At 38.1% G+C, this 13,665-nt stretch carries 7 protein-coding genes, 1 pseudogene and 1 CRISPR repeat array (1 of these 9 cut by a window edge); of the genes and pseudogenes, 4 read left to right on the top strand and 4 right to left on the bottom strand.

Annotated features, from left to right (window positions below; translation table 11 throughout):
* Positions 1-156 precede the first annotated feature (156 nt).
* Positions 157-2,394: a transglutaminase domain-containing protein gene (locus tag WKT03_RS08485; protein ID WP_340391553.1), complete on the bottom strand. Its 2,238-nt coding sequence runs from the start codon at positions 2,392-2,394 to the stop codon at positions 157-159.
* Between the two features lie 173 nt (positions 2,395-2,567).
* Positions 2,568-3,104 (bottom strand): annotated as a pseudogene (locus tag WKT03_RS08490) (thiamine pyrophosphate-dependent enzyme).
* On the opposite strand from WKT03_RS08490, the gene WKT03_RS08495 reads away from it, so the two are divergent.
* From WKT03_RS08495 to WKT03_RS08510, 4 genes are all read left to right on the top strand, one after another.
* Entirely contained in the window at positions 3,063-3,356 is a 294-nt protein-coding gene (locus WKT03_RS08495) for a LysR family transcriptional regulator substrate-binding protein (RefSeq protein ID WP_340391555.1), read from the top strand. The pseudogene WKT03_RS08490 and the gene WKT03_RS08495 sit on opposite strands and share 42 nt — an antisense overlap.
* 76 nt (positions 3,357-3,432) lie before the next feature.
* Complete coding sequence (locus WKT03_RS08500; protein ID WP_340391794.1) at positions 3,433-3,753, top strand: LysR family transcriptional regulator substrate-binding protein; 321 nt, start codon at positions 3,433-3,435, stop codon at positions 3,751-3,753.
* A gap of 573 nt (positions 3,754-4,326) precedes the next feature.
* Entirely contained in the window at positions 4,327-5,418 is a 1,092-nt protein-coding gene (locus tag WKT03_RS08505; RefSeq protein ID WP_340391556.1) for a fibronectin type III domain-containing protein, read from the top strand.
* Between the two features lie 195 nt (positions 5,419-5,613).
* Positions 5,614-6,564: a PIN domain-containing protein gene (locus WKT03_RS08510; RefSeq protein WP_119962638.1), complete on the top strand. Its 951-nt coding sequence runs from the start codon at positions 5,614-5,616 to the stop codon at positions 6,562-6,564.
* Between the two features lie 163 nt (positions 6,565-6,727).
* Here WKT03_RS08510 and WKT03_RS08515 read toward each other — a convergent pair whose 3' ends face one another.
* Both WKT03_RS08515 and WKT03_RS08520 read right to left on the bottom strand, forming a co-directional pair.
* Entirely contained in the window at positions 6,728-7,051 is a 324-nt protein-coding gene (locus tag WKT03_RS08515; RefSeq protein WP_340391558.1) for a hypothetical protein, read from the bottom strand.
* Positions 7,048-7,440 carry a hypothetical protein gene (locus tag WKT03_RS08520; protein WP_340391560.1) on the bottom strand — a complete coding sequence of 131 codons (393 nt, stop codon included), beginning with the start codon at positions 7,438-7,440 and terminating at the stop codon, positions 7,048-7,050. The genes WKT03_RS08515 and WKT03_RS08520 overlap by 4 nt, the downstream gene beginning before the upstream one ends.
* A 105-nt stretch (positions 7,441-7,545) precedes the next feature.
* A CRISPR array of direct repeats spans positions 7,546-13,665; the repeat unit is 30 nt; unit sequence ATTCACATTCCACCATGTATCTATTAAAAC; it runs 1,401 nt beyond the window's last position.

Genomic DNA, 13,665 nt, shown 5'->3' on the forward strand with positions numbered 1-13,665 from the left:
TAATGACCCGGATTTTATCGGATAGAAACACAGGAGACCGTGTACAACTCATGCTTGTATACTGTCTCCTGTTTTAATTCGTCTTTATTTCTATTTTTTGATTCTTTTTTATTTTGTCGGTTCTTTGCCCTCGTTTATATTCTGAACAAGCATGTGTCATCTGGCAAGATAGGTCTGTGCTGTCTGCTGATATATAACCATAGCTTTCATAACCTGTTCCAGTGTGCTTCCATATGTCTGAGCCGACAACACCGTATACGCATAACTTAAAACACCATATGTTATCGCTCCACTCTCTCCTGCTGCCAATGTATTCATCTGTGTAATGTTCTGAATATGCACGGCAGGAATTTCTATATAAAACATATTGGATCCGACGGATACCGGAGTTACTGCATTTCCATTTAAGGTAAATGTTATATCACTCAGCTCCACATCACCTGCTTTTGTAAAATAATGACGGATCAGTGTTCCTGAACGTAGCACCAAGGAGCTTCCATAATAGGAAATTCCATCCGGCATATTTCCTGCCTGCACGGACTGATAGGATGCAAGTGCAGTCAGATCCATGCTTCCTATCTGACGTTCCGTCTCCGGCAGAATTGCATTTGCCAGATCACCGGTATGATAACCAAACAATTCCTGTGCGGCAGTTCCGTAATTCAGCATTGCCTTCACGACCGGAAGTTCTGCTGTATAGGTACTACTCCGGTCTAACATATATCCCGCATAATCCTGAACCGAATACCGATATATTGTTCCACAGGCAGTTCCATCGGACAGAAATACCTGTGCCCGGATATCATCCGCCATCTCCTTTGCTGCCACATAACAGGTAAATACATAATACTGTTTTCCATTTACTGTCTGCTTCTCTGCATCCGTCACCTTCTGCTGCTTTGTGCTTCCATCCGGCATCGTAAATTCCATATATGCACCGCTGTCATTTAAAACTATATTTGTAAACCGCAGATAAAAGCAGATTCCCGTCTCCTCCTCCAGCCGGAGCGAATATCCGGCAAGTAATGCGCTCATACCATCTAACATTGCATTACACAGATCACAGATTCCATCTCCATCCTGATCTTCATGATACAGGTCTGTACTCAGCTCCGGATAGACAAATTCATATGCGCCATTTGCATCCCAGGCGCCTTCTGCTATATGACAGCTTCCGAAATCGGTCTTTGCAAAATGATCCGGCTTCGTTGCAGATCCAACCAAAAAGAAATCATAATAGGTCCGGCTGGTCTGGTCATCCCAGGTCGCATCTACTCCATACCAGATACCGTCCTCCATTTGAACCAGATCCCACATATGGGCTCCGCCGGTATCTGTCACTCCGGTCACAAGCACACATGGTATTCCATATGCATCGCACAACAGCTTAAAGCCTCTGGAATATCCTGCACAGACCGTCTCCACCGTTCCATCACCATTCGTGTCACGAAATGCACTGTAAGCCGATTGATATTCACTGCTTGTCGTATTAGATTTTGCATAGGATGTACTGTTACAGATATAATCATGAATCTCTTTTGTGGTCTGATATCTGGATGTACTTCCCCCGAGCTTCTTATTGATCGATTCCGTTGCTTCCGACACGATCGTATCCATCTCCGCCTTTGTAGCATCCACCGACGGTTCTTTGATATAAGTCGTAATATATGGAACTGTTATATCTTTTACCATACTGTTATCTTCATCCAGTTCCGACGGATTATATGAAATTCCATTTATTTTGTATGACATGTAATAGGTTGCACCCGACAGCCAGCTAAGCTCCGGATGGTCATAGATCAGGGCAAGAAATGCCGGAGTCAGCATGTCACGTTCCCAGCTCAGCACCTGTGGATGAAAGGTGTCCGGCATGACCATCTTATTATCCGATGTGATCGTAATCTTCTGATCCTTCCACACGCTGGAATAATTCAACGTGATCGTACTCGTTGTAGAGCCATCTTTATAGGCATCATATAAGATATTATAGATTTCTTTTGACACATCATCCAACTGATCATAATACCGGTCCGTTGCTGTCCTGTCTTCCCGAAGATTATAGGCGGATATTCCATTTCCCATCGTGACCGCATTTACGTCACCCAGGACTTCTTCCCAGCCATACTCATCCTCTTCCGGCTCCGCAGCCAAAATCTCATCTTTATCTGTTTCTTCTTGTCGATCTTCAACCTGTGTAGATGTATCCGCTTCTTCCTCTGTCTGTTCTTCCGTTTCTGACAGAGTATCGTGCGTTTTATTCGTTGTTATCTCTGCCGTTGTTGTTATCTCTGCCGTTGTTGTTCCCGCTGCAAATACGGTTCCGCCGCCCGTTGCCGCCGCTGCGATCATGGCAAGCCCTGCCACAAATATTTTCAGTTTCCTATATCTTCTCATAGCATCACCCCTGTATCAATCTGCTGTGCATCCAGTCTGTGCACCCTCTTGTTTTATACTGTATTCCGTACCTTTTATACTGGTTCTATTTTATCATAGATGGTAAGAGGATACTATGAGATTTTTTATTGCTAAATAGCTGCATGATGTGCTTCGCGCATTTCATACATTTATCATTCCAATTCTGCGATCATCTGTTTTAAGTGTCCCGTCAGTTTTGTATTCTCTGCATAGTCAACCGGGCAGTCAATGATACAGACTTTACCAGATGCAAATGCCTGTTCCAGAACATCCTTCAAATCTTCTGTTTTATCTACACGAAGTCCGACTGCATGCATGCTCTCTGCCATTTTTACAAAATCCGGATTTGTAAAATCTACAAAACAGTGATCGCCAAACCGGTCATCCTGTTTCCATTTGATCAAACCATAGCTGTCATCCCGCATGACCAGAACGACGATCGGAACATTCATCCGAACAGCTGTTTCAATCTCCTGACAATTCATCATGAAACCACCATCACCTGTAACAGCAAGTACCTTTCTTTCCGGATATAACATCTTCGCTGCGGTTTAACCGGGAACCGCTATACCCATCGTTGCAAAACCATTTGAGATCAGACAGGTATTTGGCTCATAGCAGTTATAATGTCTGGATATCCACATCTTATGGGCTCCAACATCAGATACCAGAATATCCTCCTTACCCATAACGGATCGGATATCGCAGAGGATTTTCTGCGGTTTAACTGGGGTGCACTTCTGCTTCCAACGATCTTAACGAAGTTCCAGACCGACTACCCGGATATCAACATCCAGGTTATCGAAGATAATTCGATCGAGCTGCAGAACATGTTGGTAAAAGATGATATCGACCTGATGTTAGAACAGCTTCCGTTTGCCGATAATATTGCATACTATACCTTAGGGGGAAGATCATCTGTACCTGCTGGTTACGGATGAATATCTAAAAAATTGTTTCGGACCGGACTTCAGTCACGTCAAGAGCATCCTGATCAGCACCGGAAGGATCCAGGTTCTGGAACCTTGCAATTTTCTTCTCAATAAAACCGGCAATACGATTCGGAGTGCCATGAACAGCATCTTCCAGTCTGAAAAAATGGCTGTCAAGGTTGGTGTGGAATCCAACAATCTGGAAACCTTATATAATCTGTGTATCAACCACTATGGATGCACGATTTATCCCGGCAATTTTCTGTCTGACCGGAAGCTGGCCGACAACCTCAATGTGATCCAGCTTAACTATCCAAGCGCCAGCTATACACTTGGCATCGGCTATATGAACGGGCATTATCTGTCAAATGCCGCAAAAGATCTTATCCGGCTGATGGAGGGGTGATGTGATAGCGTAACCTTGCTTATGGTGTTTGTATCGACCCCGACATAGCACATATGACTCGCTCCGTTTTCTATAGAATGCATATGTCTAATTCGTAAATACTCCTGTGCCAACTCGCCTTCGGCTCAAACAGGCACTCGTATTTACTGACAATATGCATTCTATTACGAAAGCCTCGCTAATGTCATATCATGCTATGCCTTGGTCGATACAAACACCATAAGCAAGGACTGTATTTGAACGCATCTACCCATCATCCAATCTCAACATTTATCTCAGGCAGGCTGATATGGAACAGGATATTTATTAATACTTTCGGCTTACTACTTTGATTTATCTATCGCAGGTCGTCAATGGACTTTATAAGGGAGATTTTGATAGAATGTATAATCTGCCAGATATAGCCGCAAACCGCCTATTTTCTTGATTTTTTCGTCATTTTGACGATACTTTTTCAGTACCGGATGTGCATATGTATATGGTATAATTTATATAAGCATATCAATCTGATGATATGTTGGAATTTAGGGTTATGGAGCCGTATATATCGGACGAAGAAAGGAGTTGAAGGTTATGAACAAAAAGATTATCAGTCTCATACTCATGTTTATTATGATCGGGGAGCTCATGTTTACAAGCATGCCGACAGCAAAAGCCAGTGGCTATCTTGAAATAAAGGCAACCGCTACATCGATGACCTCGGTAAAAATAACATGGAAAGCACAAAAAGGAGTTACTCAGTATAAAATCTATCGTGCCACAGAAAACAAAAACGGAAATGTCGGCAAATATAAGGTGGTAGCAACCATCTCCGGCAATAAGAAAAGTTACACCGACAAGAAATTAAAAACAGAGAAAACTTACAGCTACATGGTTCGTGGCTATAAGAATAAAAAATGTGTAATTAAAACCGGAGTTCCGGAATCTGCCTATACCGGACTGACATGTTCATTTGACGAATACCAGTTTGCAGAAGCCCCAAGAAGTACAAAGTCGATCACGCTGAAATTATACAGTTCAGGCGGCGTACTTCCAACCGGATATGAAATCTACCGGAAAGAAATGGGTATCGTGGGCTACAAGAAGATTGCAACAGTCAAGAAAAGTGTAGACAGTCTGAACTATAAAGACAAGACGGTAAAAGCCGGCAAGACATACCGCTATAAGGTCAGAACTTATATTAAGGTCGGCAAGAAGAAATATTACAGTGCATTTACAGACTACGAACAGATATCTGCAACAAACCGAAGCGGTAAATATACGTTCAAATTTGACAACAGTGTAAAATGTGCTGATAACGAAACAGTATATAAGATTACCAGCAAAGCCTATAATGACACATTGAAATTATATGACAATGCTGTACTGACGATTGAACTGGATAATGGTTCGACCATTGAAACAGGTGTTGATATCATTTCCTATCGCAAAGGTGATGGCCCTTGGAAGAAATACAAAAGCAACCAGAGCCTGACTCTTAAGGCAAATGAAACACTCCGGCTCAAGGTTCGTGCTACACAAGATGTAAAGATTAAGAATCTCAAAAATGTACAGTCCTATGAACTGAATATGGATGTTACTTATAGTAAAATAAGCAGTTTTCTCTGGGCTTACCCTTATGCCGGTACAGCTAAGACTGTTATGAATTCAGAAGCGATCCATTAAATAACCGCATAATATAAAGTACCTCTGCTCCATGGTGGTTATATGATACAAGACAGAATTTCTGAAATGTATTGCATATGAAACTACTATGGGGTGGAGGTGTTGTTTTTTGCCGACATTTATGTTGATATTTTCTTGTTCAGTTCGATAAAATTATATGCTATACTTATTTTGTTCTGGTTAAACGAGGTGATCATGAGAAATATATTTTTTGTAGATAGTGAGAACGTCGGTGATTCCTGGATACAACTATTTGATTATCTGAATGACGATGACTGTATCCTTGTATTCTACACCGATAAATCTCCTAACATGTCCTATGCAAATGTTGTCGCATTGAAACAGTCCCCTTTTGAACCTGAGTTCATCCTCTGTGAAAACGGAACTGATAATGCCTTAGATTTTCAACTTGTAACCTACCTTGGTTCGTATACAGTTAAAAATCCGGACGACAACCTCATCATTGTTTCAAAAGATAAAGGTTTTGACAGCGTGGTACATTTCTGGACGGAACGCGGATACCATGTATGCCGTAAGGCTCCCTCCATTTTCCACACACTGGCAAATGAACTATCTGTACAAAAGCCAATGCTTCCTGCAATTCCAGCTTTTACTGCAGTACCGGAAAGTATTGATGATTCAGTAATAAAGGCAGAAAATCCAAAGCCGGACGTGATCGTAGAAGCCACTCCCGCTGCGAATCCTGTCAAAATTGCTGTTTCTGCTAAGATTGATAAACAGGCTGCTATTCCAGAAGCTGTATCTACGCCGCTGTATGATAAGGAACAGGTCGATACATTACTTTCCTGTGTCGGGAAAAGTAATCTATCCGCCATCCACAACATACTTATATCAATCTACGGTCAGGAAAAAGGAAGTTATATCTATGGTATAGTAAAGAGTTCATCCTACGAGATACCAAAGGTCAACTGGCAAAAGAAAACAAAATACCGAAAATTCTTATCGATTGTTTACTCTAATGCCGGTATTGCTCTCACTGATGATTTCTATAAAAAACTATACCCGCATAAAGCAAACCTTCGGGAAATTCACAACCTCTTCGTGACCAAATATGGTCAGGAAAAGGGTACCGAATACTATCGCTACTATAAATCGCATGCAGAATTTCTGCAGAAGACATTCTAGCATGTAATAAAAAGGAACCAGAACAAAGTTCTCCCCCGCCGCAGGAGCCGAATCGCATATAGGGGATGTGGTAAGCAAGGCTGTGGTGGGGGGGAGATATGTACATGTGCCACTTTTCGGTCTCAGTGTTACATTTGTATCTATATGGCCTTATCAAATTCTCTTATAATTTATAACTGCATATATCTATATAGCTTACTTCTTGTTCTTTTATGGTTGTATAGCAAACCAATCTGGGGTTCTGCTTTATATAGCACTGATTCTCAAAATCCCATTCACATATAAACACCTTTTCAAATGGTGATTTCTCTATAACCCTAAGAAAATAATCCGTAACACCGTTTCTTCCTTTTGTTTTTAACAAATGTTCCATACAATCAAATTCATCATCTAAAACAAATATAAACAAGTCCGTATCCCCTTTAGGATGTAATTTCTCTTTTTCCCTTATTCCCGCAATAATATTATCTATATCAGCTTCTATCACTGGTATATCCGATTTAAATTCTGAGGGCTGCCCATCTTTGTAATTAAACTTTTCGCAAGAAGTCGTTTATCTTTATCGAATTGACATTTTCCTTCTTCTGTAAATGAACCATCGATATTTCTTTCATAATCCAATGCAATAAAACGCATTTGTGCTTCACTCATTTCCTGTAATTTCTCCGTTTTCTCTCTAATAGATAATCTATCAAATTGTGTTGGAGATTTTGCTATTTTATTATTATGTTGCGTATGTGTTACTTCTAAATAATTCCCTCCTTGAAATTTTAGATCAGGCATACTCTTACTTGAATTATCATCATAATATTGATTGTCAAATATATAGCCTTTTAATTGTAAAATCTCCTTTGCTTCCTGTTCTCCTTGCTTCATTTTATTTTTTCCCCTTTTATGTTAATTATATTTTCTTTGTTATCATTCCACACTATGTATCTATTAAAACGTAACTCAAGCTCAATACTATGTAAAATGTCCATAATCCACATTCCACCATGTGTCTATTAAAACCCGGCATATCCGATACAGCCGACCAATCCTTGCGCCAATTCACATTCCACTACGTATCTATTAAAACAAAGATCCCGGCTCCGGTCTATTTCGTCCTCTATAAATTCACATTCCACCATGTATCTATTAAAACTGGCATAAGGCCTGCAATAGTTATACAAAATGCAGTATTCACATTCCACTATGTATCTATTAAAACAACAATAACCGCCTTATCCGTCGTCATGCTCCAAAATTCACATTCCACCATGTATCTATTAAAACCCGATTTTATGCCGGAATGAGAATAACAACACGCATATTCACATTCCACCATGTATCTATTAAAACGGATGTGAGCTCAATCCGGATTACTTCAGAGATGGTGTATTCACATTCCACCATGTATCTATTAAAACCTTGAATCCCAGGTCTGACAGGCTGGCTTCTTTGCCATTCACATTCCACCATGTATCTATTAAAACTATTTTCTTCGTGTGATTATATATAATATAAACACATTCACATTCCACCATGTATCTATTAAAACTGAAACTTCCTCAACACCTGCGCCGAGTTTGTTCGTATTCACATTCCACCATGTATCTATTAAAACGAAGATCGAAAAACATTTTACGACTTTTATCATGCTAATTCACATTCCACCATGTATCTATTAAAACCCGTTTTCCTCAATTCCAAACCCGCCGGCTGATCGATTCACATTCCACCATGTATCTATTAAAACTTCGATATGTCGGGAATTTAATGTAAATGAAGAAATTCACATTCCACCATGTATCTATTAAAACTTCGGCTTTAAAAATGCAAAAGTAAAGGCTATTGAATTCACATTCCACCATGTATCTATTAAAACATCGGGCAACGATACGACCAACGCCGCAATAACCTCATTCACATTCCACCATGTATCTATTAAAACTGTAACGCCCGTTGACTTCCAGCGTTCTTCTTCCAAATTCACATTCCACCATGTATCTATTAAAACGGAAATTGCTTGAACTCCGCTTTGTACGATAGACATTCACATTCCACCATGTATCTATTAAAACAATAGATAAATCTATTTCCTGTACTATCGTATTTTCATTCACATTCCACCATGTATCTATTAAAACTACCTTTATGCATTGAAATCGCAAGTTGAGAATATTATTCACATTCCACCATGTATCTATTAAAACTGTGCAAGAAGATAACTGATGATTGCTGCATCTACATTCACATTCCACCATGTATCTATTAAAACTCCGGCGTTCAAGCGCAGCTCTTTCTTTAAATACATATTCACATTCCACCATGTATCTATTAAAACGGTTTTATATTAAACCAAGTACACAAGCTCTCTGTATTCACCTTCCACCATGTATCTATTAAAACTTGTAAACACTCTGATTCAAAGCAAGACACATGCTCATTCACATTCCACCATGTATCTATTAAAACAAGCTGATTGACGATCTCACACGACCGCCAGCTCTTATTCACATTCCACCATGTATCTATTAAAACTGATACTTCTTCAACACCTGCGCCAAGTTTGTTAGTATTCACATTCCACCATGTATCTATTAAAACAGCAGGATTGATTGAAGCAGGACCGCAGATAGTGTCATTCACATTCCACCATGTATCTATTAAAACCGGAGCAGACGAGCTGATAGATGCGCTGGAGAAGAATTCACATTCCACCATGTATCTATTAAAACAATATACTGCTTTGCGGCATCTGCTTTTGTAAATACATTCACATTCCACCATGTATCTATTAAAACCAAATTCACAATCCGGTTGATTCCATTAAAAGACAGATTCACATTCCACCATGTATCTATTAAAACTGAAGTATCCGGTGATGCTGAGGTATATGGTAATACATTCACATTCCACCATGTATCTATTAAAACCCTGACCTTTCTTAAGTACACCACCTTCTGCAAGCTGATTCACATTCCACCATGTATCTATTAAAACAAAATTCACAAATTCAGAAAGCATGGCAGTGCTTGATTCACATTCCACCATGTATCTATTAAAACGATAAGTACCAAATGACCAGAATTGTAATAGCAACATTCACATTCCACCATGTATCTATTAAAACAACATTGAATCATCAAGCTCAATAGCCCATTTCATATTCACATTCCACCATGTATCTATTAAAACGTGGAATACACTGGAATTGATTATGAAAAAAGATATGATTCACATTCCACCATGTATCTATTAAAACTTATGCACATGGATAGAAATATGACATGTATATACATAATTCACATTCCACCATGTATCTATTAAAACCTGACCTTTCCCTTTAATTTGGGGCGACTAAACTTATTCACATTCCACCATGTATCTATTAAAACGAGTCATTGAATGTCTTATTAGATGGCAGTGAATCATTCACATTCCACCATGTATCTATTAAAACTTTGATGCCGGGGCGTGCCGCTACTAACTATGAATGATTCACATTCCACCATGTATCTATTAAAACCATCCTGTTTTGGTTGTTCTACATCCATCAACTGCATTCACATTCCACCATGTATCTATTAAAACCCAATTCATTTAAGGTTTTGAATCCGCTGCCTTTTAAATTCACATTCCACCATGTATCTATTAAAACCGTTCAATATTCACTCACAGCGAAATATCCACCCTAATTCACATTCCACCATGTATCTATTAAAACAACAGGAGGTCAAAGATGAATAAGGCAAATTTACTATTCACATTCCACCATGTATCTATTAAAACCCTCAATCATCCCACATTCTAACCTTTGTTTCCTCATTCACATTCCACCATGTATCTATTAAAACGCGGTTAGAGATACACTACTAGATTGTGTCAAATATATTCACATTCCACCATGTATCTATTAAAACTCCTCTATGGATTCCGAGATTAGCGACTTAATTCTATTCACATTCCACCATGTATCTATTAAAACGGAGCTCAGCAACAAGGCATTGTCTTCCCTTTTTAAATTCACATTCCACCATGTATCTATTAAAACTCTCTTGCGTTATGTAAGAGAAGCCTAGCATCTTCATTCACATTCCACCATGTATCTATTAAAACAATGTCGTTGAGTGTCATCTTTGATGTATCAATGATATTCACATTCCACCATGTATCTATTAAAACTGAGTTCCCATCCTTTTTCTTGCTGGAGCGTGTCAAATTCACATTCCACCATGTATCTATTAAAACGTATCTTCCCATTCACCTGCCTGCCCGGCGGCAGACACATTCACATTCCACCATGTATCTATTAAAACGAACGGAAAGAAGAGATCATAGAGCTGATACGCTCATTCACATTCCACCATGTATCTATTAAAACTTAATCCCTCTTGCAGGTGGCTCCCACGCATTCAAGTATTCACATTCCACCATGTATCTATTAAAACAATCACAGTAACCTTATCATATAATTCACATTCCACCATGTATCTATTAAAACGTATGATCGTGTGACGATTGAAACCTTGCTTAATACATTCACATTCCACCATGTATCTATTAAAACAGCTGTTGTACTATTTCACATGTTTTAAAGCTTTTATTCACATTCCACCATGTATCTATTAAAACTTAATTCTTTCATAAGCTACAACCTTGCCTTTCTGAATTCACATTCCACCATGTATCTATTAAAACGCAGCATATGATATATATGATCCGGTAGAGATGTCATTCACATTCCACCATGTATCTATTAAAACCATGATCTTGAAAATCCGGTCGGTTGGATATATCAAATTCACATTCCACCATGTATCTATTAAAACGAAAAAACAGCATTAGACTATGAAACATATGAGTTATTCACATTCCACCATGTATCTATTAAAACTCGTGTATCATATAACGCCAATCAGATTTTATAAGATTCACATTCCACCATGTATCTATTAAAACGTTGTAGGATAGTAATTTGCTCCCATCGTCTGTGCAAATTCACATTCCACCATGTATCTATTAAAACTTAAAAATCCACGATTGGCTTCGATCACCGGAACGGATTCACATTCCACCATGTATCTATTAAAACAAGAGGTTAATCTCCGTGGAGATATCAAGTTTAAGAATTCACATTCCACCATGTATCTATTAAAACATTGCCATTTTTATAATTACCCGACTTGCGTATAAAATTCACATTCCACCATGTATCTATTAAAACGGTTTGCTATAACTTTTACTTATAGCAATAGATCCACATTCACATTCCACCATGTATCTATTAAAACAAAACCGGCTTCTCTAAGATAATTTGTAAATTCTTCATTCACATTCCACCATGTATCTATTAAAACACGATCTATCGAGTAGATATAAGCATCATCCTTATTATTCACATTCCACCATGTATCTATTAAAACATTTACACCACCTACAGTTCTTTGTATCTGTTGTTTTATTCACATTCCACCATGTATCTATTAAAACATATACACTCCATCCTCTTGATATATTTTTATATTGATTCACATTCCACCATGTATCTATTAAAACATTTTCATTTCCGTAGCAAATCTTAACTGTATCATCATTCACATTCCACCATGTATCTATTAAAACAGGGACTTCTGTTGATACTTCACTTCCAAATGCTAAATTCACATTCCACCATGTATCTATTAAAACGCACTTATCTACTTTCGAATATGTCTTTAGATGCGATTCACATTCCACCATGTATCTATTAAAACTCAGTTGACCACATAAAGCGATGCAAAGCGTCGCTTATTCACATTCCACCATGTATCTATTAAAACAAAAATCGTCTTTATATGTAGTCAACACGTCAATCTCAATTCACATTCCACCATGTATCTATTAAAACATCAACTGCTCCCGAAAAACTCGCAAAACATTTGCTATTCACATTCCACCATGTATCTATTAAAACCATTTGTTTTTTTCAAAAATAAATTCCTCTCTTTCATTCACATTCCACCATGTATCTATTAAAACCCGTACATATTTGCGATTTTTCCGGCTGAGATCATATTCACATTCCACCATGTATCTATTAAAACATTTTCCAAGCCTATAAATTTACCGAAATTTTCAAATTCACATTCCACCATGTATCTATTAAAACTAATGAGTTACCAGAACGGATACGGACAGAATTTCATTCACATTCCACCATGTATCTATTAAAACGGACACGACAACGGAAGAATTATAAATTTTAAAGGTATTCACATTCCACCATGTATCTATTAAAACGGACACGACAACGGAAGAATTATAAATTTTAAAGGTATTCACATTCCACCATGTATCTATTAAAACTCGTATGACAAATTGTGAACATATACTACCATCCGAATTCACATTCCACCATGTATCTATTAAAACCAATCTTTCATTGATTCCATGAGTGTATCATTGTAAAATTCACATTCCACCATGTATCTATTAAAACCAAATACCCACCAAATTCCATACGCGAACGGTACACATTCACATTCCACCATGTATCTATTAAAACGTGTCAGTTAAGATCAATGTATGACAATCTTCTGCATTCACATTCCACCATGTATCTATTAAAACTGCTGATAAATTTTTATTGCTATCCGTTCCGGTTGCATTCACATTCCACCATGTATCTATTAAAACCCATTCCGGTAGTTCTGTTAAGGTCACATTTAAAAGATTCACATTCCACCATGTATCTATTAAAACCGATCAATCGAGTATATATATGCATCGTCTTTGTCATTCACATTCCACCATGTATCTATTAAAACGCGGATATTCCACTGTTTACATTACCTAAATTGATGTATTCACATTCCACCATGTATCTATTAAAACTTTCTGTGCAAGACTTGATATACCTGTAACTATCCTATTCACATTCCACCATGTATCTATTAAAACACTGACACTTTCAAGTGATTTATTAGTGCCATCGATATTCACATTCCACCATGTATCTATTAAAACACATTTCTGAAAATTCATACCAAATCCACAAATAGAATTCACATTCCACCATGTATCTATTAAAACAGAAAACAGTCACAGCACGAAAGAATGACGGAAAATAATTCACAT

It is taken from the genome of Coprococcus sp. HCN-4056 (genome assembly GCF_037892645.1).
GTDB lineage: Bacteria > Bacillota > Clostridia > Lachnospirales > Lachnospiraceae > Coprococcus > Coprococcus ammoniilyticus.

Bases quoted from the DNA above. Each gene is read 5' to 3' on its own strand.
- WKT03_RS08485 (WP_340391553.1), bottom strand. From the start codon at position 2,394: ATGAGAAGATATAGGAAACTGAAAATATTTGTGGCAGGGCTTGCCATG.
- WKT03_RS08495 (WP_340391555.1), top strand. From the start codon at position 3,063: ATGGGCTCCAACATCAGATACCAGAATATCCTCCTTACCCATAACGGA.
- WKT03_RS08505 (WP_340391556.1), top strand. From the start codon at position 4,327: ATGAACAAAAAGATTATCAGTCTCATACTCATGTTTATTATGATCGGG.
- WKT03_RS08510 (WP_119962638.1), top strand. From the start codon at position 5,614: ATGAGAAATATATTTTTTGTAGATAGTGAGAACGTCGGTGATTCCTGG.
- WKT03_RS08520 (WP_340391560.1), bottom strand. From the start codon at position 7,440: ATGAAGCAAGGAGAACAGGAAGCAAAGGAGATTTTACAATTAAAAGGC.